15 protein-coding genes are annotated in these 23,804 nt (G+C 48.5%); 6 read left to right on the top strand and 9 right to left on the bottom strand.

Annotated features, from left to right (window positions below; genetic code table 11):
• Nucleotides 1–72: 72 nt before the first annotated feature.
• Nucleotides 73–1,083: a quinone-dependent dihydroorotate dehydrogenase gene (gene pyrD / locus AB3Y96_RS08280; RefSeq protein ID WP_367298935.1), complete on the bottom strand. Its 1,011-nt coding sequence runs from the start codon at nucleotides 1,081–1,083 to the stop codon at nucleotides 73–75.
• Nucleotides 1,084–1,377: 294 nt separating this feature from the next.
• On the opposite strand from pyrD, the gene ssuE reads away from it, so the two are divergent.
• Nucleotides 1,378–1,947 carry an NADPH-dependent FMN reductase gene (gene ssuE / locus AB3Y96_RS08275; RefSeq protein ID WP_072309942.1) on the top strand — a complete coding sequence of 190 codons (570 nt, stop codon included), beginning with the start codon at nucleotides 1,378–1,380 and terminating at the stop codon, nucleotides 1,945–1,947.
• Nucleotides 1,948–2,002: 55 nt separating this feature from the next.
• On the opposite strand, the gene pepN is transcribed toward ssuE, so the two are convergent.
• Entirely contained in the window at nucleotides 2,003–4,621 is a 2,619-nt protein-coding gene (gene pepN, locus AB3Y96_RS08270) for an aminopeptidase N (RefSeq protein WP_367298934.1), read from the bottom strand.
• Between the two features lie 474 nt (nucleotides 4,622–5,095).
• Between pepN and AB3Y96_RS08265 the strand changes: the two genes are divergently transcribed.
• The 5 genes from AB3Y96_RS08265 to AB3Y96_RS08245 all read left to right on the top strand — a co-directional run bounded on the left by AB3Y96_RS08265 (nucleotide 5,096) and on the right by AB3Y96_RS08245 (nucleotide 12,859).
• On the top strand, nucleotides 5,096–6,826 hold the full coding sequence (locus tag AB3Y96_RS08265) for a GGDEF domain-containing protein (RefSeq protein WP_367298933.1): 1,731 nt from the start codon (nucleotides 5,096–5,098) through the stop codon (nucleotides 6,824–6,826).
• Between the two features lie 219 nt (nucleotides 6,827–7,045).
• Entirely contained in the window at nucleotides 7,046–8,251 is a 1,206-nt protein-coding gene (pncB, locus tag AB3Y96_RS08260; protein WP_367298932.1) for a nicotinate phosphoribosyltransferase, read from the top strand.
• A gap of 265 nt (nucleotides 8,252–8,516) precedes the next feature.
• A complete protein-coding gene (asnS, locus tag AB3Y96_RS08255; RefSeq protein WP_072309938.1) occupies nucleotides 8,517–9,917 on the top strand; it encodes an asparagine--tRNA ligase in 1,401 nt (466 codons plus the stop codon).
• Nucleotides 9,918–10,247: 330 nt separating this feature from the next.
• On the top strand, nucleotides 10,248–11,360 hold the full coding sequence (gene ompC / locus AB3Y96_RS08250; RefSeq protein ID WP_367300296.1) for a porin OmpC: 1,113 nt from the start codon (nucleotides 10,248–10,250) through the stop codon (nucleotides 11,358–11,360).
• Between the two features lie 305 nt (nucleotides 11,361–11,665).
• Nucleotides 11,666–12,859 (top strand): amino acid aminotransferase, encoded by a 1,194-nt coding sequence (locus AB3Y96_RS08245; RefSeq protein ID WP_072309936.1) that lies wholly within the window; start codon nucleotides 11,666–11,668, stop codon nucleotides 12,857–12,859.
• Between the two features lie 72 nt (nucleotides 12,860–12,931).
• On the opposite strand, the gene AB3Y96_RS08240 is transcribed toward AB3Y96_RS08245, so the two are convergent.
• The 7 genes from AB3Y96_RS08240 to cmoM all read right to left on the bottom strand — a co-directional run bounded on the left by AB3Y96_RS08240 (nucleotide 12,932) and on the right by cmoM (nucleotide 23,710).
• Nucleotides 12,932–13,579 (bottom strand): MBL fold metallo-hydrolase, encoded by a 648-nt coding sequence (locus tag AB3Y96_RS08240; protein ID WP_367298931.1) that lies wholly within the window; start codon nucleotides 13,577–13,579, stop codon nucleotides 12,932–12,934.
• Nucleotides 13,580–13,662: 83 nt separating this feature from the next.
• On the bottom strand, nucleotides 13,663–14,211 hold the full coding sequence (locus tag AB3Y96_RS08235; RefSeq protein WP_072309934.1) for a YcbK family protein: 549 nt from the start codon (nucleotides 14,209–14,211) through the stop codon (nucleotides 13,663–13,665).
• Nucleotides 14,212–14,389: 178 nt separating this feature from the next.
• Entirely contained in the window at nucleotides 14,390–16,123 is a 1,734-nt protein-coding gene (gene ldtD, locus AB3Y96_RS08230) for a L,D-transpeptidase (RefSeq protein WP_367300295.1), read from the bottom strand.
• A 310-nt stretch (nucleotides 16,124–16,433) separates the two neighbouring features.
• Complete coding sequence (gene mukB / locus AB3Y96_RS08225; protein ID WP_367298930.1) at nucleotides 16,434–20,888, bottom strand: chromosome partition protein MukB; 4,455 nt, start codon at nucleotides 20,886–20,888, stop codon at nucleotides 16,434–16,436.
• Nucleotides 20,885–21,613 carry a chromosome partition protein MukE gene (gene mukE / locus AB3Y96_RS08220; protein ID WP_025800984.1) on the bottom strand — a complete coding sequence of 243 codons (729 nt, stop codon included), beginning with the start codon at nucleotides 21,611–21,613 and terminating at the stop codon, nucleotides 20,885–20,887. The genes mukB and mukE overlap by 4 nt, the downstream gene beginning before the upstream one ends.
• Complete coding sequence (gene mukF, locus AB3Y96_RS08215) at nucleotides 21,594–22,916, bottom strand: chromosome partition protein MukF (RefSeq protein WP_367298929.1); 1,323 nt, start codon at nucleotides 22,914–22,916, stop codon at nucleotides 21,594–21,596. Before mukF ends, mukE begins: the two co-directional genes overlap by 20 nt.
• Nucleotides 22,913–23,710 (bottom strand): tRNA uridine 5-oxyacetic acid(34) methyltransferase CmoM, encoded by a 798-nt coding sequence (gene cmoM / locus AB3Y96_RS08210; protein ID WP_367298928.1) that lies wholly within the window; start codon nucleotides 23,708–23,710, stop codon nucleotides 22,913–22,915. The genes mukF and cmoM overlap by 4 nt, the downstream gene beginning before the upstream one ends.
• Nucleotides 23,711–23,804: the final 94 nt, after the last annotated feature.

The raw sequence follows: 23,804 nt of genomic DNA, 5'->3' as shown, positions 1-23,804 counted from the left end.
TGGCAGAACGGTTGAAATATAGACTACCCCGGAGAAGAAATAAACCCCCGGGGCAAATAGGCAGGCAAATAATTAGATGTAGTTAACGATATCTTTAATCAGACCAGGTCCTTTAAAGATAAAACCTGAATAAATTTGAACCAATGAAGCACCGGCATCTATTTTTTCTCTGGCTGCAATGACGGAATCAATCCCGCCCACACCAATTATCGGTAAACGCCCCTGCAACTCGTTAGATAGCTGGCGGACAATTTCCGTACTGTGCAGCTGTAAAGGACGCCCGCTAAGCCCTCCCATTTGATCACAGTAATTAAACCCGTTAACTAATTTGCGATCTAAAGTGGTGTTCGTGGCAATAACCCCATCTATATTATGGCGAACTAAACTATCAGCAACCTGAATCAATTCCTCATGGGAAAGATCCGGCGCGATCTTCACCGCAATAGGAACATATTTATGGTGTTTCTGTTGTAGCTCGATCTGTTTTGCTTTTATCGCGGTTAATAGATCGTCTAATGCTTCACCATATTGCAACGTTCTTAAACCCGGCGTATTTGGTGAGGAGATATTTATCGCAATGTAACCGGCATAGGAGTAAACCTTTTCCATACAGATTAAATAATCGTCTTTTCCCTGCTCAACCGGCGTATCTTTATTCTTGCCAATATTGATCCCTAGCACTCCGCCAAAATGAGATTTTTTGACGTTCTCGACCAGATTATCGACCCCATGGTTATTAAACCCCATGCGGTTAATTAAGCCTTCAGCTTCAACAAGGCGGAATAAACGCGGCTTATCATTACCTGATTGAGCGCGAGGCGTTACGGTGCCAACTTCGATAAAACCAAAGCCCATTGCGCCTAGCGCATCGATACATTCACCATCTTTGTCTAAACCCGCGGCAAGGCCAAGCGGATTTTTGAAAGATAATCCCATGCATGTTACCGGCTTAGAAGCCACTGACTGACGAACCAGAAACTCCAATGGAGTACCCGTAATACGGCGAAGCTGCTTAAAGGTGAATTCGTGCGCGCGCTCTGGATCGAGCTGGAAAAGTGCCTTTCTAACGAAGGGGTAAAGCATGGTATCTCCTGAATCCCGGTGGCAAGTCGGGGCGGTATTATCCGGTATCTTTCAACAGATTGGAATTGATTAAAGACAAAAAGAACGCATTCAGCGCAAACGATTACTCTTACCCACTCATTTATAGGCACTTAGTGACGTTTAGGTTTTGAGATAGCGGCAAGATATCTGATTGCCTATATAAAATTTTTGAACTTAAAAGAATAAAAAGAAATTTTTAATAACTTATTTTGGCTGTTAGGGTGAAATGGAATTTAGATTTAACATTCTATTTACGCTTACTTGGAGCCTTCTATGGTTATTGTTTCGCTGGCTGGTAGCCCAAAACAGCCATCACGTTCTTCCGCCCTACTGGCAGTTGCTCACCGCTGGCTCGCACGTCATAACGTAGAAATCGTGCATTTTAGCCTGCAAGATTTCGTCGCCGAAGATCTCTTATTCGCCAATTTTAATAGCCCACCAATACTGGCATTGAACCAGGCTTTGAGCCGAGCAGATGGTCTGCTGGTTGCCACACCGGTTTATAAGGCAGCTTATTCTGGCGCATTGAAAAGCATTCTGGATCTCCTTCCCGAGCGTGCACTTGAACATAAAGTCGTGCTTCCGCTTGCTACAGCGGGGTCGTCCAATCATTTTTTAGCGTTGGACTATGCACTCAAACCCGTACTCAGCGCGTTAAAAGCCCAAGAAGTATTACACGGTGTTTTTGCAACCGACGTGCAGATTGATTACACCTCGCGTGAAGCCGCGCTGGACACTGCACTGACTGAACGCCTAGAAGCGTCACTGACCACATTTTATGCCGCCATTCAGCGTAGAGGACTATCTCTGGTCACAAAACAACATGCGACCAGCCATCAATAAAAAAAGCCCCGCGATACATGCTGCGGGGCTCCAATTTAGTGCTTTAAATCAATGGTTATGCATTGAGCGCTTTGGTGATTTTCTCAAACAGATCGCCGGATAGATTTTCCAATCCTTTCAGCTCTTCCAGTGATTTCCGCATCAGAGCCTGACGGCTTTCGTCGTAGCGTTTCAAGCGGATCAGCGGTTCGATCATGCGTGCCGCAACCTGTGGGTTACGGGTATTCAGATCTTTCAAGATCTCTGTTAAGAACGCATAGCCTGAACCATCTGCAGCGTGGAATGCTGACGGATTAGCCTGTGCAAATGCCCCCACCAGCGAGCGAATGCGGTTTGGATTGCTCAGCGTAAATGAACGGTGTTTAAGCAGCGCTTTTACATTGTCTAAAACCAACGCAGACGGGCTGGTCGCTTGCAGCATAAACCACTTGTCCATCACCAAACCATCTTGATGCCAGCGCTCGTCAAATTCTGTCATCAGGCGGTCGCGGCACGGCAGCTCTGCGCCAACGGCAGCCGACAGCGCGGCTAACGAATCGGTCATATTGTTCGCATTTTCATACTGACGCACCACTAACTCATCGGCCAGCACCACGTCTTCGCCAAAGGCTAAATAGCGCAGGCAGACGTTACGCAGCGAACGTTTGGCAATATCAGCATGGTCAATGCGATATTCAGGCGTACGGTTATTGTTGTAAACCGCCAGCCATTCGTCCGCCATTTCTTTCGCCAGTAGACGCGTGATTGCTGCGTATACCGCACCGATCGCTTCAGGATCGATGATGCTAAACAGCTCGGCCATTTCATTCTCAGAAGGCAGCGTCAGAATTTGTGCCGCCAGTGCCGGATCCAACGTTTCATCCAATAGCACCGCACGGGACGCATCAACAACATGCATTGGCAGCGACAAAGGCTGATTCTGTTGGAATTTAGCGACATTAAGGCGCACATATTTTGCCAACAACATTTGAGCCGCATCCCAACGCGAGAAATCATTGCGCGCATGCTGCATTAAGAAACTGAGCTGCTGATCGCTATACGGATACTCTAATTTTACCGGGGCTGAGAACTCACGTAACAAAGAAGGAATAGGCTTATGTGGAACGTTATCAAACGCGAAGCTTTGCTCAGACTCCGTCACATTAAGCACGTTACTCACAGGCTCGCCGTCAATCATCAGCGGGATCACGTTACCCTGCGGATCGTAAAGCTCGATATCCAGCGGGATATGCAACGGCAACTTATCTGTTTGCTCAGAGGTCGGCGGCGTTTGCTGTGTGACGTAGAGACGATATTGCTGATGCTCTGCATCATACTCATCACGCACACTGAGCTCTGGCGTACCCGCTTGGCTATACCAACGGCGGAATAGCGTCAAATCAACGCCAGAAGCATCTTCCATCGCCTGAACAAAATCATCACAGGTTGCTGCGCTGCCGTCATGACGTTCAAAATAGAGCTTCATGCCTTTCTGGAAGTTTTCTTCGCCTAACAGCGTATGCATCATTCGAATAACTTCAGAACCTTTCTCATAGACGGTTAGCGTATAGAAGTTATTCATCTCGATGACTTTATCAGGACGAATTGGATGCGCCATTGGGCTGGCATCCTCTGCAAACTGCGCACCACGCATCACTCGGACATTATCAATGCGGTTTACCGCACGTGAACCTAAATCCGAGCTGAATTCTTGATCGCGGAAGACGGTTAAACCTTCCTTCAAACTCAACTGGAACCAGTCACGACAGGTGACGCGGTTACCGGTCCAGTTATGGAAATACTCGTGGCCAATAACGGCCTCAATGCCCAGATAATCTTTGTCAGTCGCGGTTTCCGCTTTAGCCAGAACATACTTGGAGTTGAATATATTCAGGCCTTTGTTTTCCATCGCGCCCATATTAAAGAAGTCGACGGCGACAACCATATAGATGTCGAGGTCATACTCTAAGCCAAAGCGGGTTTCGTCCCACTTCATTGCATTTTTTAGCGATGTCATCGCCCAGCCAGTACGATCGAGATTACCACGGTCAACGTAGAGCTCTAATGCAACGTCACGGCCGCTTTGGGTAGTAAAGCTATCGCGCAGAACGTCAAAATCACCGGCAACCAGCGCGAACAGATAGCTTGGTTTTGGGAACGGGTCTTCCCATTGCACCCAGTGGCGGCCATCCTGTAACTCGCCTTGCGCAATACGATTACCGTTAGACAGCAGGAATGGATAGCGCGCTTTATCCGCCACGATGCGCGTACGGAAGCGAGCCAGAACATCTGGGCGATCCAGATAATAAGTGATATGGCGGAAACCTTCGGCTTCGCACTGGGTACACAGCGCATCACCCGAAAGATAGAGTCCTTCCAACGCACTGTTTTTAGCCGGATAAATTTCATTCACAATTGTCAACGTGAATGCTTCCGGCAGGTTTTCAAGAATGAGCTGATTCTCTGACTCGCGGTAGTGCTCCCAAGGAGCATCATTCACACTGACGCTCTTTAGGGTGAGATCTTCACCGTTGAGAATTAGAGGTGCCTGCGCAGCGCCTTGACGTTTAACCTGACTGACTGCGGTAACCGTAGTTACCTCTGCGTCTAAATCAAAATCCAGAGCCAGATCGGTGATCGTATAATCTGGCGCCTGATAGTCGTGACGATACTTGGCTTGAGGTTGTTGTGTCATAAATACCCTTATAGGATTCGCCGAAAATATGTGCCCTAAATAATTCAAGCTGCAGGAAGGCGGTATCGCGGTAGACCGCGCCATTGCTGAATAGCCACTGACTAAAAATCAGCACCCTAACCAACCATTAACTAAACTGTATCACACCGATCGAAAAACCGAAGCTCTGCCTAGAAACTCCGGTGCGTTTGCCTGTTATTCACGCAAGTGGCATCAAAAGCGCGCCAAGCAAAACTGAATCAGAACCGAGTGCAGCGCAATGCTTAAGTCATAAAAGGTAAAGGCTAGCTAAACATTCGCCATAATGGAGCAAGATTATTCTCAGTCCTAAATACTTACTCTGAGTGCCGATATTCTGACATAATGATCATAGTTACCTTATCGTTCGACGTTTCTTGTTCATTACGCCCGCTTTGGCGGCCAGTAATATATTCAATGAGCTCCTCGAAGTTCTAAAACCAGAAAACAGCGTGCATGAAGCTAAAAAACCTTATCTACATTTTCACCACGGCATTGGTGTTCTTTTTTGGTATTTTTATCTATAGCTCATTGCATAAAGCACATATCGATTTCGCGCAAAACCAGCAAAACCTCTACAAAGTAAAACGACTACGCGAGCTCACTGAAGTTTTCCAATCTGCACTGTTAGTTCATCGCTTAAAGCGTATCAGTTTCATGAGCGATTCCATTACGCAAAATGAGATCCTTGACGCAGAAAAACAGGTCAGGCTCGACTCTGAAGCACTGGTTCTTCCTCCTACTGACAAGTCAGCGACAGAATTAGAACAACAGACTCATGAGATGTTTAGCCAAGCAAAATCTCTCGTCTACAGACTGACGGCCAACGATAATCAAGAATTATCCGCAGCCGGCCCTCTAATGCAGGCTCAGCTTGATGTGAAGAGCAATTATTTTATCACCGAACTTAATAAGCTCTATTTCCTGTATGTCTATAACACGACGTTATCCGACACTCATTCCTACAAATTTATCGAGAGCGTCCGCTTAAATAACCGCTTAACGTTAACGGCAACCGAGCTTATTGATCAGTTAGTCGATATCAAAACGGATGAAGTGAAGCGCAATCAATCTTATCTACGTTCGATAGAGTTGATTGGCGTGCTGGACTCTTTACGCTCGCGGGTAGATTTTATTATTGCAACCGCGCCTGGTGGAGCACATCCATCGGCAAACATTGACGAACTATTAAACAAACTCAGCAAAGACAGCATGCAGCATCTGACTGCCGACCTTACCAGCGTGATGCAGAGTCGCTCATCCAATGCATTTGACGGCTTCTACCGCTACATCATCAGCATTGATAAAGCCTCTGCTCTCTTCGTAAATAACAGCTATAACCTTGAGTTGCATGAGCTAGAAAAGAAGATAAGTATCAGCCGAGTTCAGCTTTACGGCATGATTTCACTGTGCTGGCTGCTAGCGTTATATATCGTGATGCCAATCTTGGTTTTTTCATCCAAAATTAGTCTGTGGCTGACGCTCACTAATAAAAATATCATGAAGTTATCTCAAGGCGACCTCAACATATATCCAGATAACTCGATCATGACCGGAGAACTGTCGGCAATATCCGATGCTATTAATCAGCTACGCCAAAATCAAATAGAAAAGCACCTGTTAGAAACTGAAAAGCAAGAGCTTATCAATGAGCTGCTCGAAGCATCTTCAACCGATCCGCTGACCAATATTTATAATCGTCGCAAATTCTTCAATCAGTGCAGCCAAATTACCGAGAAAGACTACCCTCTCGCCTTCTGTCTGATTGATATCGATAATTTTAAAAGACTAAACGACCGCTATGGCCATGACGTTGGAGATTTAGCGCTTATCGCCTTTAGCCAAATGCTGGAACAGTCGCTGCCGAAAAGTACGGTTTATTGTCGCTACGGTGGGGAAGAGTTCGCTATTTTAATTAAATATGAAGATATGCATCAATCAATGAAGATTATTGATGTGGTTCGCCATCGTACCGAAATGCTACGTATTGCTATCCCGAATAAGCCTAGCGTTGGCTTCACCATTAGCTGTGGATTGGCGCGTCTTGATGACTATCAAAATATTAACCACTCTATAAAGCAAGCCGATGAAGCGCTCTATTACTCAAAGAAACGCGGTAAAAACCAAGTCAGTTTTTATTCGCCAAGTGGATTCATTAGCTTTGATGCTAACAATGAAAATGCGTGATATTTGTTCAGGAAACGAGACTGGGATCAAGGTATGAATATTGTACAATTGCACAGTAACTTAATCGGTGCTACTGCAAATGGCACGTTTAATCCTCGACCTATCAAATGTCATATGATGTTATGAGGCTTCAATCTCGGGATAAACTAGGTATACTCCTCCGACTTTGCCGACTATCCCGAACGTGGAATATCCCTGACGAGGATGCAGTAACGCGCCATGACTCAACATGCTTCCCCGATATTAACTTCATTATTGGATACTGACGCCTATAAGCTGCACATGCAGCAGGCGGTGTATCATCGTTACCGCAATCTCTCCGTAGCGGCTGAATTTCGTTGCCGTGGCGACGAGTTACTGGGCAGTTATGCCAACGAAATTATTCAGCAGGTTGCTTTGATGGGCGATCTTGCGCTGACAGATGAAGAATATAACTATCTCAGCACTCTGCCTTTCTTCAAAAAAGATTATCTGGACTGGTTGCGCGATTTTCGCTTTAACCCGCAACAGGTCGATATCCGTGACGAAGATGGCCACCTCAATATCCGCATCACTGGCCCTTGGCGTGAAGTGATTATGTGGGAAGTCCCACTGCTCGCCGTTATCAGTGAAGTGGTACACCGCGCCCGCTCACCGCTGGCAACGCCAGAAATGGCCGTGGCACAGTTGCGTAAAAAGCTCGATTCATTTAAGCAACTGAGCGCAGATATCGATCTTTCTGGCTTCAAGCTGATGGATTTCGGCACCCGCCGTCGTTTCTCACACGATGTCCAACGTGCCATTATTGAAACGCTGAAAACGGATTTCCCACATTTGGTCGGCACCAGCAACTATAAGTTTGCCCAGCTGCTAGACCTTGCACCGATGGGGACTCAGGCTCATGAGTGGTTCCAAGCCCACCAACAGATTTGCCCGGTATTAGCAAACAGCCAACGGGCAGCCCTTCAGGCGTGGCTAGATGAATACCCCGATCAGCTTGGCATTGCCCTCACCGACTGCATCACGATGGATGCTTTCCTACGCGATTTTGGCCCGCAGTTTGCCAATCGCTATCAAGGTCTGCGTCATGATTCCGGTGAACCGGTTGAATGGGGAGAGAAAGCCATCGCCCATTACCAAAAACTGGGCATTGATCCGATGACAAAAACGCTGGTGTTTTCCGATAACCTCGATCTCGAAAAAGCCTTAGAGCTGTATCGTCATTTCCATAACCGCATTAATCTTGGCTTCGGTATCGGCACCCGTTTAACCTGCGATATTCCAGAGGTTAAACCACTAAACATTGTGATTAAGCTGGTTGAGTGTAACGGTAAGCCCGTCGCCAAACTGTCTGATAGCCCGGGTAAAACCATTTGCCATGACAAAGCTTTCGTTAAAGCGCTGCGCAAAGCCTTTGATTTACCGCTGGTAAAAAAAGCCAGTTAAATTATTTGGTTTAATCGTTCGCACAACAAATATTATGAGGGTGTATGCTACGCCCTCTTTTTTTGCCTAAAAAACGCCAATTTTTACTGATAAAATCGATTATTCTCCTTTTTTTCATTCAATCCCCCAATATCTCGTCAAGTTCTTGCGATTTGTCTGCGATTTCTTCTTGTGTCTGTTTGCATGACAAGTAACATAGCAACATGCCCGTATTATCTGGGCTGTAGGTTATTTATCATCCAAGATCAATAAAAGAGAGAAATCTATGAGCGTAGTGCCTGTAGTCGACGTACTGCAAGGTCGTGCCGCGGTAGACACTGAAGTCACCGTGCGCGGTTGGGTACGTACCCGGAGAGATTCTAAAGCTGGTATCTCCTTCCTCGCCGTTTATGACGGCTCCTGCTTTAATCCGTTACAGGCCGTCGTTAATAATTCTCTACCGAATTATGAAAGTGATGTTTTGCGCCTGACCACGGGCTGTTCGCTGGAAGTCACCGGTAAAGTTGTTGCTTCTCCGGGTGAAGGCCAGAGTTTCGAACTGCAAGCCACGGAAGTTAAAGTCGTGGGTTGGGTTGAAGATCCAGACACTTATCCAATGGCGGCAAAGCGCCACAGCATCGAATATCTGCGCGAAGTGGCTCACCTACGCCCACGTACCAATATTATCGGTGCGGTGGCTCGTGTTCGTCATACGCTGGCACAGGCTATTCATCGTTACTTCCATGAAAACGGCTATTTCTGGGTTTCAACCCCGCTGATTACCGCTTCTGATACCGAAGGCGCTGGTGAAATGTTCCGCGTTTCAACGTTGGATATGGAAAACCTGCCGCGTACCGATGAAGGTAAAGTCGATTTCGGTGAAGACTTCTTTGGTCGTGAAGCGTTCCTGACCGTATCCGGCCAGCTGAACGGCGAGACCTACGCCTGCGCGCTGTCTAAGGTTTATACCTTTGGCCCAACGTTCCGCGCGGAAAACTCGAACACCAGCCGCCATCTGGCTGAATTCTGGATGGTTGAGCCTGAAGTTGCATTTGCGGATCTCGACGATATCGCCGGCGTTGCCGAAGGAATGCTGAAATACGTCTTCCAAGCCGTGCTTGATGAACGTGCCGATGACATGGAGTTCTTCGCTCAGCGCGTAGATAAAGACGCCATCGATCGCCTGAAGCGTTTTGTCACCTCCGATTTTGCTCAGGTGGATTACACCGACGCGGTTGATATTCTGCTTAAGTGCGGTAAGACCTTTGAAAACCCAGTCTACTGGGGCGTCGATTTGTCTTCTGAGCATGAACGTTATTTAGCAGAACAGCACTTTAAAGCACCGGTGGTAGTGAAAAACTATCCAAAAGACATCAAAGCGTTCTACATGCGCATGAACGAAGATGGCAAAACCGTTGCTGCAATGGACGTGTTAGCACCTGGCATTGGTGAAATTATCGGCGGTTCTCAGCGTGAAGAGCGCTTAGACGTTCTCGATGCACGTTTAGAAGAAATGGGTCTGAACAAAGAAGATTATTGGTGGTATCGCGATCTTCGTCGTTACGGCACCGTTCCTCACTCTGGTTTTGGCCTCGGATTTGAACGTTTAATCGCCTATGTGACCGGCGTACAAAACGTTCGTGACGTGATCCCGTTCCCACGCACACCAAGAAACGCAACCTTCTAATTAAGTAATAAAACAACATTTCAACGTTTTGATCACAAAAAAGGGGCCAGCAATGCTGGCCCCTCTCTTTTTTAAACTTAGACCCCTGTCACAAAGTTCCCAAAATTTTACATTTTGAAACACATTCTTGCGTTCTGTTACTCGAATTATAGTTTTGTATCATTTTCGATGTAGATTATCGCTCTAGTGAATGGAACACTGCGATGCAGACACAGGAAGACACCATACTTTCTCTTTTAGTTCCGTAAGTGATGAAATAGTTCCGCGCAGAATTAAATTAGGCAGTGGCAGGTGTCAAAAAAAAAATAACTCCTTTAGAGGGTAACAATGATGAAACGCAATATTCTTGCAGTAGTGATCCCAGCGCTGTTAGCAGCCGGTGCAGCAAACGCAGCTGAAGTCTATAACAAAGACGGTAACAAGCTGGATCTGTACGGTAAAGTTGACGGTCTGCACTACTTCTCTGACGACAAAGGTTCAGACGGCGACCAGTCTTACGCTCGTTTCGGCTTCAAAGGCGAAACTCAGATCAACGACCAACTGGCTGGTTACGGTCAGTGGGAATACAACATCAAAGTAAACAACACCGAAAGCAATGGCTCTTCTAAAAACGCAACCCGTCTGGGCTTTGCGGGCCTGAAATTCGGTGATTACGGTTCATTAGACTACGGCCGTAACTACGGCGTAATCTACGACGTTGAAGCATGGACCGATATGCTGCCAGAATTCGGTGGTGACTCTTACACCAACACCGACAACTTCATGACTGGCCGTACCAACGGCGTTGCGACCTATCGTAACAACAACTTCTTCGGTCTGGTTGACGGCCTGAGCATCGCCGCTCAGTACCAAGGCAAAAATGGCAACGCGACCGAAAGCAACAACGGCCGTGGCTACCAGCAGCAGAACGGTGACGGCTACGGTCTGTCTACCTCTTACGATTTCGGTATGGGCATCAGCGCTGGTGCAGCGTACTCTTCATCTGACCGTACCAACGAGCAAGTTACTCGTGGTCGCGTAGCTAACAGTAACGTTGCTGGCGGCGATAAAGCTGACGCATGGACCACTGGTCTGAAATACGACGCTAACAACGTATACTTGGCAGCTATGTATGCAGAAACTCGCAACATGACTCCATACGGTTCTACCGGTGTTGCTAACAAAACTCAGAACTTTGAAGTTGTTGCACAGTACCAGTTCGACTTCGGTCTGCGTCCATCCGTTGCTTACCTGCAGTCTAAAGGTAAAGACCTGAACACCAACGTAGATGGCAAAAAAGATCTGGTTAAATACGTTGATGTCGGCGCGACTTACTACTTCAACAAAAACATGTCTACCTACGTTGATTACAAAATCAACCTGCTTGATGACAACGATTTCACCAAAGCTAACAGCATCGCAACTGATGATATCGTAGCTCTGGGTCTGGTATACCAGTTCTAATCTGACGGCAACCTCGCGGTTGTAGCAGAACAGAATCAAAGGCAGAGCTTCGGCTCTGCTTTTTGTTATCTAGGGTTTGGCTCCACTCATCACGAGTTATTTATCTCCCCTACTTTTAGTCCGTGTTCTACCGCCCTATTTTCTGCCTAATTTTCTGGTTTTCTTCTTATTTTTGGTGCTTTTATCGGCATTGAAGCATTCAGGTAACAACTTTGTATTCTTTTTGTGGCAAACGGTTGGCAAGCTCGCGGCGTAGCGGTAACCTGATGGTTCTCTGGCTCAATCCCACACATGGAAGCTCTTACATGTTTGAAAATATCCCAGCCGCACCAGCGGATCCGATTTTAGGTCTTGCCGATTTATTCCGTGCCGATGCCCGTACCAACAAAATCAATTTAGGTATTGGCGTCTATAAAGATGAAACAGGTAAAACACCGGTTCTGACCAGCGTTAAAAAAGCTGAGCAGTATCTGCTGGAAAACGAAACCACGAAAAACTATCTGAGCATCGATGGTATTCCTGCTTTCGCTACCTGCACGCTGGAATTACTGTTTGGTAAAGAAAGCCCAATCATTCAGGACAAACGTGCTCATGCGGCTCAAACCCCAGGTGGGACTGGTGCTCTGCGCGTAGCTGCTGATTTTATTGCCAATAAAACCTCAGCCAAGCGCGTATGGGTGAGCAACCCTAGCTGGCCTAACCATAAAAGCGTATTTAACGCCGCAGGGCTTGAGGTACGCGAATATGATTACTACGACGCGGCAAATCATCAGTTAGACTTTGCAGCGCTCCAGAACAGCTTAGAGCAAGCAGAAGCCGGTGATGTGGTTCTATTCCACGGTTGCTGTCATAACCCAACCGGTATTGACCCAACACCAGAACAATGGGAAGCGCTGGCAGAAATGTCTGTTGCGAAAGGTTGGTTACCGCTGTTTGACTTCGCCTACCAAGGCTTTGCCAAGGGTTTAGAAGAAGATGCACAGGGCCTGCGCATTTTTGCCGCTAAGCATGATGAATTGCTGGTTGCGAGTTCATATTCCAAAAACTTCGGCCTCTACAACGAGCGCGTTGGTGCTTGCACGTTAGTTGCCGCTGATAGTGAAACCGCCGATAAAGCATTTAGCCAGATTAAAGCCACTATCCGCGCAAACTACTCCAACCCACCAGCACACGGTGGTTCGGTGGTAGCGACTATTCTGGGTAATGAAGCCCTGCGTACTATTTGGGAGCAAGAACTCACAGACATGCGCCAACGTATTCAGCGTATGCGTCAGTTGTTCGTTAACACCCTGCAGGAAAAAGGCGCTGAGCAGGACTTCAGCTTCATCATCAAGCAGAATGGTATGTTCTCATTCAGTGGACTCACCAAAGATCAGGTGATCCGCCTGCGCGATGAATTCGGCGTCTATGCCGTAAACTCTGGCCGCGTCAACGTAGCCGGAATGACGCCAGACAATATGGCACCGCTGTGTGAAGCCATTGTTGCCGTATTGAAATAAATACGCGCATTGAAACGACAAAAGGAGCCGAATGGCTCCTTTTTTGTTCTGCAAACAACATTTACAACGACGCTACCAAACCGCAGGTTCATCGCGAACAAATGGGTTGGTCTGGCGCTCTTGACCGAAAGTCGACATTGGGCCGTGTCCTGGAATAAACGCAACATCATTACCCAGAGGCCAAAGCTTAGTTTTAATTGAGTTAATCAATGCCTGATGGTCTCCACGGGGAAAATCGCTACGCCCGACACCGCCACTGAATAACACATCGCCTACCTGTGCCAAACGTGATTTTTCACTAAAGAAAATCACATGGCCTGGCGTATGACCAGGGCAATGGAAAACCTGCAGCGTCTCATTACCTACCGACAAGGTTTCGCCGTCGTTTAACCAACGGGTAGGCACCAAGGGATCACAATCGCCAAGGCCAAACATTTTGCTCTGAGCTGGCAGCCCCTCCAGCCAAAACTGATCTTCTTCCTGCGGGCCATAGATCGGCACATTTAAGGTTTTCGCCAAGCTGCCAGCGGCTCCCACGTGGTCTAAATGTCCGTGGGTCAGCAGAATTTGAGTGACCGTTAAACCCAGTGCTTCAACTTCACGCTGAATTTTGGCTGCTTCACCGCCCGGATCGACGATCGCGGCCTGAAGCGTATCCTCACACCATAAAACAGTACAATTCTGCTGAAATGCAGTGACGGGAATGATTTTATATTTCATGTTTGCCCCAATATAAAAAACGCCGGCAAAGGCCGACGTTTAGGATCTCTTTGACTACCTAATAATACCGTCTTAAAGCGCCATTACCAATTTCTAACGGGGCCGGTATCAATATGCACGAAATTACTACGCGGATAATATCCAACGCCACCCGCTCGCATTTTCAATGCAGCTTTACGAATATTGGCTAGCTGGACACCTTCAATATGGAAATCCATCGCCTGCCCTAGCGTATGGTAGCTATGTTTCGCCACACCGCTGCCGCGCTCGCGTAATTCATTATTGGTGCGCGGGGAACGATAACCGGAAATAAGTTGAATCGGTTTACGTGTGCCAATCATCGCCTGCAAACGAAAAATTTGATCGAATAAGCGAGGGTCGATACTTTTTACTTTATTCGCGCGGTAGTCGCGGAACAAATGATTCAGGCGAACTAATTCTTCCTGAATATAGTTTTTTCCGTCGAAGAACTCAGCCTTAAGTTGTTCGCCGGTATTTAAATTATTGAGTAACAAAATACGAGGACGTGGTGTAGAAAGCGTTGCTAACGCTTGCCCTGGTAGCATTGCCATTCCCATAGCAACGCCACCTAAAGCCAACCACTTGCGACGATGAATATTAACTGGATCCATGAGATATGTTTTACTCGGCAAAATGTCTGAAAATCACGCACCAAAGCGCACCGTCAGGCACCATAACCGCCATGGAAGATCGAGTCAACCCGCTACCCGCCAAGGTTGGCGGGTTATCACAGAATTTTATGGCTATTATTTACAACATTACAAAAACTATGGTTTTGCTAACTGCTTGCTAGAGTTGAAAAAGCCGCTCGGCTTGCGCAGCAATTTTTGCCCCTGAACGTACAGTGTCATCATAATTGTAAATATCTGTGCGGAACTGCGGCTTGCCATCTTCAGAAACCCATGCAGTCAAATAATAGAGGCGAACAGGAATGCGATGACGTATCGGAACATATTTCGTATTCCCCTCTTTCAACGCAGACGAAACCCGCGCGTCGTTCCAACCAGCATCTTGAAGTAGCATATTTGCCAGCGTCGAAGCCTTATTCACGCGAACACAACCTGAACTTAGCGCACGAATATCTTTTTCAAATAATCCGTGGTTTGGAGTGTCATGCAGATAAATAGCATCTTGGCTTGGCATATTAAACTTATATCGACCTAGCGAATTATTCGCGCCCGGTGCTTGCTGAATTCGATACGGGAAATTACGCGGCGACACAGACGCCCAGTCGATCATATAAGGATTGACCGCTTCGGCATCGTTGCTCCATCCAGAAAACAGGCGATATCCGTGGCGTTCGAAATAGCCCGGATCGTGCATAGCTTTCGGAACAATATCTTCACGAATCAGCGTTGTTGGCACGTTCCACGGTGGATTAACTACCACGTTATTCAATTCACTATTCATCAGCGGCGTTTTACGCGATGGGCGCCCCACAATCACTCGAGATGAAAGTACTTCAGCGCCGTTCTGGTAATAAATCAGCGAGTAGTTAGGAATATTAACCATAATGCCGGTATTTACTTCTCCCGGCAAAATACGCAAGCGTTGAATATTCAAGGCCAGCAGTGTAGCGCGCGTTTGCGGCGATACGTTCAGCCACTCGCGCGTGCGCTTGCCAATCACCCCGTCACTGGCTAAACCTTGCCACTGCTGGAAACGTTTCACTGCCTCAACAAGCTCAGGCGTATAACGGTTATCGATCACCGAAACGGACGCCGCTTTTGCTGGCTCAGCCTCTGGTGATGGTTGTTGCTTGGTCAAATCAGTAACCGCAGTGGTTGATGGACTGATGACCGCATTAGGATCCTGACTCGCAGGAGATTGCAACGGCTGCGCCTCAGGCACCGGCGTTGGCTTCACACTGGAATCGCCTTCCAACATTCCTGTACGCTGCAACACTTCACGCAGCGCTGGCATATCCGCGCTCAGGTCACCCGGTTTTAAACTCGGGCCGTCGCTCACCACGGGCCAAGGGCGCGCATCCGCTAACAGATTTTTTAACGCCTTATGCATCGCGGCATACTGAGGATGCGCAGGTTCCAACGATTTAACAAAAGTATTCAAGCGCCCATCACGAATCGACAGCTGCCAGTTATTCACCAGCGTTGCCGGCGGCTCTGCCATTGCATAAGGCACCGAGCTGTATAGCCAACTGCCTTTGGTTGCGCTCACGCCAGAGACAAATTGCAAATAGCCCAGCATCGCGTCAGATAAAACGGCGTCACGCGCCATGCCACTAACATCTGGATTAGTCAGCGCCTGAACCCATTGGGTGAACTGAGGCTGAACACCAGAGAGTGCAACTTCAGCGAGCTGCTGTTGAAATTGCTGAACGGCTGTACGATCTTGCCACATTGGCTGCATGTGGTTAGCGGCGTAGAGCGCAGAAAGTTGGTTCAAATAACGCAGCGAAACGCCCTGTGGAAACTGCGACAACAGCGCCGAACGCGATTGAGGTACACTCATGGTCGCCACTGAAACCACGGGTTGATTAGCAACTTCTGCATAGGCTGTCATGATGCTCAGCGCCAATGCACCCATTGCTATTGAACCACCGACAACCATATGGCTTAGACGGAATCTGTTATTCAGCACCATCCCTTGCTCCCTAGTTAGCTCACAGGCACCGAATTTCGGAACCTTAGCTTAATTATACAAATAGAAATGACATTTTGCCGTTTCAGTGTCGGTTGGTGCGTCAACGACCCAGACATTGCACGTTAATTATATGATGATACGTCACTGGCTATATTCTGCCAAAAAAAACGGCCTTATATGAAGGCCGTTTGCGTTAATAATGATTTCAGTATGCGGAATTTACAAGAAATTATGTTTCAGATTCTTCTTGAGCCACTGATTCTATAGGGCTTTTCTCAGGAGCAAAGCCTCTCAATCCCACGACATGAACATGTTCAGTGTTATTGAACACTTTACGCACCAGTTTATAGGTAGTGCCTTTTTCTGGGCTGATGTTTTCTGGTGCCGCAATAATTAACTGCATTTCCAGACGTTCACACAGCTCAAACAGCGTCGCGATTGATTTCGCATCCAGACGCGCTGCTTCATCAAGGAATAGCAGTCGGCATGGCGAAATATCTTTACCGCGCAGGCGGCGAGATTCTTCTTCCCAACTCTGAACCACCATCACCAGAATGGACATACCGGTACCGATAGCTTCGCCCGTTGACAGCGCCCCACTTTCAGCACGCAGCCAACCGTCTGAGCCACGGTTAACCTCTACTTCCATTTCTAGGTAATTACGATAATCCAGCAGCTCTTCGCCGATGGTTTGTGGCGTACGCTGCCCCATATCAATCTGTGGATTGAGGCGCTGATAGAGTTTTGCTAGCGCTTCAGAGAACGTCAGTCGATTGCTGTTAAACAGATCCTGATGTTGCTCTTGCTGTTCTGACAACACCGTCAGCAACGTTGAATGCGCTTCACGCACGTTAACATTCAAACGCACGCTATTCACCTGACCGAAGGCCACCGTCTGTAGGCCTTGGTTTAGCATACGAATACGGTTTTGTTCGCGCTGAATTGTTTTGCGAATAATATTCGCCACGCTCTTCGAACTGATCGCCAGTTTTTGTTCGCGTGATGTCAGCTCTTCGGTCAAACGCGCCAGCTCAATTTCCATCTGTTCGATGGCATCGACAGGATCGTCGCTGCGGATAATATCCTGACGAATACGCTCGCGTAGATGTTGGTAAACCGCAATGTAGAACTGAATTTTACGTTCTGGACGTTTAGGATCTTCTGACAGACGCAGCACATCGCGCAGATGTTCGTTGTCCGCTACGGCCAGCCGTAACGCACCCAGCGCCTTATCCGACATAGAACGCAATTCATCCGCATCCATATAGGCAAGCTCACGACGATGCAGACGTCGTTCAACGCCGTTGTCTTTCACCAAACGCATTACCGCACACCAGCCCGCTTTCGCGGTGGTCACTTGTTCGCGGATCTGGTGGTAATCGCGTTCGACCTTACGCAGGCGCTTTTGCAGATTATCCATTTCAGATTCACAGAACATGATCTGTTTTTCGAGCTGATTGCGACGCGCACGGTTGTTGCTCAGCGCGGTATGCAGCTCATCACGACGGATACGTGCACGCTCTTCCGCATTAGGATCGGCCTGAACCCCGATATCTTGCAACTCTTGCGACAGCTCTTTGAGCATGTCACGTTTAGCTTCAAACGAACTTTTTAGCGAAGCTAATACCTGATGATACTGGGCCAGCTGTGCCTGCTGTTGACGAAGCTGCTCACGCGTACGGCTGCGATCGGCTTCGGCATGCTCTAAACGCTGGCGCAATTTATCGTTGAGATCGGAGTTCTCGGTCAGCATACCGGCAGAATCGCTGTAGCTGAAGTGGGCACGACGCTGCACCACTTCTGTTAACGCGAACGCCTGTTGCTTAGCCGTACGCTGATTCTGCTGAGCCTGCTGATAATCCTGACGTAGCTGCTCATGCTGTTCTGGATCGCTTTGCAATACGGAAAGCATCGGCTCTAGCTTAGTCAGATTGGTGCCGTGCTGTTGCAGATAGCGCGCGGCTTCCTGCGCCTCTTCGAGCTCTTCACGGATCTCTTCTACGCGATCTTGCAGGGTTTCATCAGCCAACAAACCGATATGCGGCGTGAGCTTATGCAACAGCGCGACACTCTCTTTGGCCTGTGACAACTGCTGGCGCTGCTGTTGCGTCACGTTATCCTGATTATTGAACTCACGTTCTATCTCAGTACGACGGCTGTTGATTTGACGTAATTCAGCTTCTGGGTCCTGCTCAAAGGCCACCGCTAAGTGATTGCCAATAAAACGGCTAAACGCTTGATGTAAACGCTGCGTTTTTTGCACATCAAACGACAGGTTCGCATAACGCTCTGCCAGCTCATCGCGCTGTGCATACAGCGTTTCTAAGCGGCTTTCACGCGCGGCGCGACCAAACAGCGGCACCTCAGGGAAACGGGAGTAGCGCCATTGACGATCGGCAGTTTTCACCACCACGGCGCGTTCCAGTTCATCGGCGGCAAATACGCTGTCATCAAACGACTGCGGATCCCCTTCGATCAGATAGAGATCTTCTGGACAGTCTTCTAATCCCGCCAGATGCTCGCGCACCAAGGAAAGATCGGGAACAACAATCGCGTGTCGTGCTGGACCATATAACGCCGAGAAATACGGCGCATCGTCGATGGTGACGTCATCGTAGATTTCAGACAGCAGCACGCCGCCAAAACGTTCAGCTAACGCAATCAGACGCCCATCTTCGGCACCGCTTGGCTGGCTTAAACGCTCGATTTGGCTTTCAATTTCACGTTTTTGATGAGCAACTTCGTCGCGTTCAACGGTAGATTCACGTTCACGCTCCAGCAATTGCTGCATCTGCTCAGTGACCTGACGACTGTCTGACAGCTCTTCACCGCATTGTTCGCTCAGCTGACTCAGCGCTTCCTGCGCCGCAAGCCACACTGGGGCTTTCGTGGTCAAATCCTTCGCTTTCGCCGTGATTTGCTCAAGCTCTTGGCGCAGCACCATACGGCGCTCGCTGGCTTCAGCCACATCAATCGTCAGCGTTTCAATGCGTTCTTCCATCTCACGCTGGGCGTCATCCAGTTCTTCTGGCTGATACTGCTGCCCGGTGCGTTTGCAGAAGTCTTGCAACAGACGTTCGGCATCTTGTTGCGAACGCAAGCGCTGCTCCAGTTCGGCCAAACGCATGCGTAATGGTTGCACACGCTCCGACTGATGCTGAAGCGAAGACCAGTCGCGCAATAAATCACGCCCCGCCTGCCATGCTTCGCTACGGCTCACTTCGCCCACCAGCTTAACCACCAGCTGATAAGCATTTTCGAACTGTGAATGCGCTGCGCTTGCCACATTCATTTTCTGCTCAAGCTGCATCAGGATTTCAGTTGCTTCCTGCTCGCGCGCACTGAACGTTTCTAACCACTCTTCGCTATTATCCGCATTGAGGTCGGACAACTGACACACTTGGCGTGCACGTTCTAGCGCCTGTAGCGCCTGCTGGTATTGAATTGCACGAGTTTGCTGAACGTCCAAAGCTTGCTGATAATCAGCCAGCTGGCTTTTTAGTTCATCCACTTCGGCTTCAGCGGCTTCTGAGCGGGCTTCATAATCAGCATGCAGATCGCTCGCTTCAGCCACCACTTCATTCTGTTCTTCTAAACGGTAGGTCAGCTCTTCCAGATCGCCCTGATAGCGCTCGATCTTTTCCTGCTGGCGCATTGCAGTTTGCACCAGATTTAAATGATCGCTTGCCGCCTGATAATCGGTTTCGAGATCGGATTCCGACCCGCTTTGCTCGGCTAATTCACGCGACATTTCCACGTGGCGATACTGTTCGGCCAGCAGCTGTTTACGGCCTCCCAGCAATTCACGGCGCAGCAATAATGCCTGATCGAGGTGTATGCGCCGCTCATTGGCATGGCGCATATAGTCAGCAGAAACGTAGGACGTTGCTTCGGTGATCAGATGCTTAAACAGATCGCGGTCAGACTGCGTAACGCGAATCGCTTCCAGCGTCATGCGGTTTTCACGCAAAGCCGCTTCCATATCTTGGAAAGCTTTACGTACGCCGCTGTTTTCTGGCAGCAGATAGTCGCGCAGGGAACGGGTAATCGCACTCGAAATACCGCCGTAAAGCGACGCTTCAATCAGGCGATAAAACTTGCTGCGATCCGATGCCGAACGTAAACGGCGTGGGATCACACCCAAATCAAACATCAGGGAGTGGTAGTCGGTAATCGAGTTAAACTGTTTGAACTGCACGCCTTCAATGGCTTCCACGCGCTCTTTCAGCTCGTTTAACGGCAGCACACGAGCCTGACGCTCCCCCACGGTTTGCGTTAGGATTTCCGTTGGCTGGAATGAGGTTGGCAAGCCTTGAATGGTGAACGGCTTGATATCCACTTTTCGATCGCGCCCGGCAACCTGCTGTAGACGGACACCGACTAACACGCGCTGATGGCGTGAGTTAACCACGTCGAGGGTGGCATAACAGACACCAGCGCGTAACTTTCCGTGCAAGCCTTTGTCGCGTGACCCTGAAGTCGCACCGGCTTCTGTGGTATTACGAAAATGCAGCAGCGTTAAGTCAGGGATCAGCGCCGTAACAAACGCCGCCATGGTGGTGGATTTACCTGCACCGTTACCGCCGGACAGCGTTGTCACCAATTCATCCAGATCAAAAGTTCGGGCAAAGAAACCGTTCCAGTTAACCAATGTCAGCGAGCGAAACTTTCCGCGTTCAATCATTCCTGTTCATCCTCCGCGTTGTCCGCGCTACCGTCCGCACTGGATTCGTTTTCTTCGTTTTCATCATTCAGTGATAACGTGTTTTCTAACGGCATGGCTTCGCCGTCACGGATCATTCTCAACTGGGATTCACGTGGATCGTCACCGCTACGCACATCTGCACCAAAGCGGAACACCGCTTCGGTGATGCGGAATTTTGTGCTGTCATTCCCCATGAAATAGACCATGCCCAAACGGCGTAGACGATTTAATGAGGTACGCACTTTCTCCTGCAGTTTCTGGCGGTCGAGATCCGAGCCAGTTGAACGCTGGTTAACGTATTTCAGCAGCTTGTTTTCATCGGCCAAAGACAGTAACTCATCATAGAGTTCTTGCTGGCTGAAAATGCCTTCATGCGCCAAACGCTCAGGGCTAAGGTAGAGATAACACAGGATTTTTCCGACCATCATATCCAGTTCAGACAGCACCGAACGTGGGATCAATGTGGTCGAACGCGGCCTGAGATAGAAGAAACCTTCAGGAGCGCGGATGAGCTCAACGTTATAACGGCTATAAAATAATTCAAGCTCGTCCTGGAAATCCATCAGGAAAGCATGGTTATCTAGCTCATCAATGCCGATGTGACGTCCGGATCGCAGTTGGCTATCCAGTGCAGGGAATAGCGGGTTAAACACCGCTAGCGCCAGTTTAGCTGGCATCATATTTTCAGTATTTGTCGATGACATGGGCCTGTACCTTGGCTCCGTAACCATTGATTGCCTGCCATTGAGCAGGTAATCCGGTGAAATCAGCTTCAGCCACACCTAAGCGAACCGCTTGGTCGACCAAAATTCTTGCCAAATCGAAATGACGTTGACGCGGATACTGGGTTAGGTATTCGCGCAAAACCGCGCCTAAATCCAATGGACGCTGTTCTTTTTGATAAATCTTCAACTCTTGCTCAATCATTGCTGCCAGCTGCTCACGGATCTCAGAGAACTCTTCATACTCCATATCCGGAGGCAGTTCGCCGGTGACCTCTTCGTTCAGCAACGCGAGCTCTTCATCACGCATATCGAACAGACGATCGGCATTGGCAATGGTCAGTGCCCACGGGTTATCAAAGTAGTTCTGTACTGATTGGCGTAAACGCTGAGCAAAGACTCGGTTTTTATCCATATCGATCGCGGTACGGATAAACTTATGCACGTGTCTGTCGTAGCCGATCCACAGATCGATGGTCAACTGGCCCCAACTGATAATGCGGTCTAACTTGTTTTGCAGATCAAACACCAGTTTGTCAACGAATGCCAAATCAGGGTTATTCAGGTTGGCGTCTTGGATTCGCAGCAGGTTTGCCTGCAGCTTATCACCCGCCGCTTCAAGCGTATCTTGCAATTCGCGCAAGGTGCCTGAAGTTTCCGAGAGCAGAACTTCACAGCTTGAGATAGCAGCACGCCAGTCTTTATTCAGCAACGCCGCAATATCTGCTTTAACGCCCTGCTGCTGTTCATCCATGATGCGCTGGGTTAAATCGATACTATCGAAAATCTCAGCAACAGAGTATTTCAGCGGGGCAAACACATTACGATGCCAGTGATACTCATCACCACCCTCTTCTGCCGCTTCGGCTGCGCTGCGTAGCTCTTGCGCTACGATAGACAGCTGCATAGATAGGCGCAGCGTTGAGAACTCTCGCTGACGAATGTAGTAATCCGTAATGCCAATGCCTAACGGCGTCAAACGATAGATTGCATTTCCATCGGCTAACTCGCTGGTAAAGCGGTTTAGCAGGCGCTGCTTAACGAGATCGTTAATCGCATTATTGGCACGGATGGCTACCGTTTCATGTGTTTGTTCAAAAGCTTTGCTGACGTGTCGGAATGCATCGATCAGTTCACCTTCACTCATCTCACCGTCAAGTCGTTCGCTGTTCAAAGTGGCAATAGCCAAAATGAACGCCAAACGTTCGGTGGGAAGTGAAATTGAAAAGTCATTTTTCCGCGCCCAGGCAACCAGCTCCGGTACAGTCTGGGAGAAATCACTCATAGTTGGTCCTTCGTGTCGGGTTTGTGCGCCATCACATGGATGTAGCGCCCCAAACTCACAAAAGGCTCCTGACGACAATAACGCTGCTCCAGCGCTAATAGATCATCAAAAGCCTCAATTTGTTGCGTCTTCTCTCGTAGGTAATCATGGAATACCCGCACGCCCGTTTTACCGGAAATTGTCAGCCCAATGTCTTCAAGCCAGCCGTACACCTTTTGTGGATCCAACGGATGGTCAGGTGACAACGTGCGTGTCTTACGTTTTTGCATCCCTTGATTGACGTATGCCGTATTGCCAATGATCACATTTCGCATTAACAGGCCATTGTAGTTATAGAACATTAACGACAATGCGCCGCCCGGCGTTAAACACTTTATCAAAGATGCCAACGTTTCTTGAGGTTCAGCAACCCATTCCAAAACCGCATGGAACAATATCAGATCAACCGGCTGTTCTAAATGCTGATGCATCTCTTGCGCTGGACTTTGCACAAAACGCATGTGTTGGATCACACCTTTCTCTTCGGCATAAGCCTGTGCGCGCTTGAGCATTTCACCCGAGATGTCACAGAGCGTGATCTGATGACCGCGTGCGGCAAGCTCACAGGATACCTGCCCAAGCCCACCGCCTGCATCAAGAATGTGTAAGGATCTTTGCGGGAGCTGTGTCAGCAACTGTTCCAGATCCTGCCATAACACTGCCTGACGGATTTTTCCTTTGGTCGTGCCGTAAATGTTGCGCGCAAATTTTTCAGCGATATTGTCAAAATTACGATCTTGCGTACCTCGACTCATGAATATGTCGGCTCCTGAATATTTGCACAGCGCACCACCAGAAAAATCTCCCCGTGAGGGACGCTTTAAACCTGCTATTTTGACACAGGCTGGC

It is taken from the genome of Hafnia alvei (assembly GCF_964063325.1).
Classification (GTDB): Bacteria; Pseudomonadota; Gammaproteobacteria; order Enterobacterales; family Enterobacteriaceae; genus Hafnia; species Hafnia alvei_B.
The sequence above is the reverse complement of the archived record's forward strand: the minus strand, read 5'-3'. Positions and strand labels throughout refer to the sequence as shown.

Excerpts from the sequence above, each read along its gene's own strand:
- pyrD (WP_367298935.1), bottom strand. The coding sequence starts at position 1,083 with ATGCTTTACCCCTTCGTTAGAAAGGCACTTTTCCAGCTCGATCCAGAG.
- ssuE (WP_072309942.1), top strand. The coding sequence starts at position 1,378 with ATGGTTATTGTTTCGCTGGCTGGTAGCCCAAAACAGCCATCACGTTCT.
- pepN (WP_367298934.1), bottom strand. The coding sequence starts at position 4,621 with ATGACACAACAACCTCAAGCCAAGTATCGTCACGACTATCAGGCGCCA.
- AB3Y96_RS08265 (WP_367298933.1), top strand. The coding sequence starts at position 5,096 with ATGAAGCTAAAAAACCTTATCTACATTTTCACCACGGCATTGGTGTTC.
- pncB (WP_367298932.1), top strand. The coding sequence starts at position 7,046 with ATGACTCAACATGCTTCCCCGATATTAACTTCATTATTGGATACTGAC.
- asnS (WP_072309938.1), top strand. The coding sequence starts at position 8,517 with ATGAGCGTAGTGCCTGTAGTCGACGTACTGCAAGGTCGTGCCGCGGTA.
- ompC (WP_367300296.1), top strand. The coding sequence starts at position 10,248 with ATGAAACGCAATATTCTTGCAGTAGTGATCCCAGCGCTGTTAGCAGCC.
- AB3Y96_RS08245 (WP_072309936.1), top strand. The coding sequence starts at position 11,666 with ATGTTTGAAAATATCCCAGCCGCACCAGCGGATCCGATTTTAGGTCTT.
- AB3Y96_RS08240 (WP_367298931.1), bottom strand. The coding sequence starts at position 13,579 with ATGAAATATAAAATCATTCCCGTCACTGCATTTCAGCAGAATTGTACT.
- AB3Y96_RS08235 (WP_072309934.1), bottom strand. The coding sequence starts at position 14,211 with ATGGATCCAGTTAATATTCATCGTCGCAAGTGGTTGGCTTTAGGTGGC.
- ldtD (WP_367300295.1), bottom strand. The coding sequence starts at position 16,123 with ATGACAGCCTATGCAGAAGTTGCTAATCAACCCGTGGTTTCAGTGGCG.
- mukB (WP_367298930.1), bottom strand. The coding sequence starts at position 20,888 with ATGATTGAACGCGGAAAGTTTCGCTCGCTGACATTGGTTAACTGGAAC.
- mukE (WP_025800984.1), bottom strand. The coding sequence starts at position 21,613 with ATGTCATCGACAAATACTGAAAATATGATGCCAGCTAAACTGGCGCTA.
- mukF (WP_367298929.1), bottom strand. The coding sequence starts at position 22,916 with ATGAGTGATTTCTCCCAGACTGTACCGGAGCTGGTTGCCTGGGCGCGG.
- cmoM (WP_367298928.1), bottom strand. The coding sequence starts at position 23,710 with ATGAGTCGAGGTACGCAAGATCGTAATTTTGACAATATCGCTGAAAAA.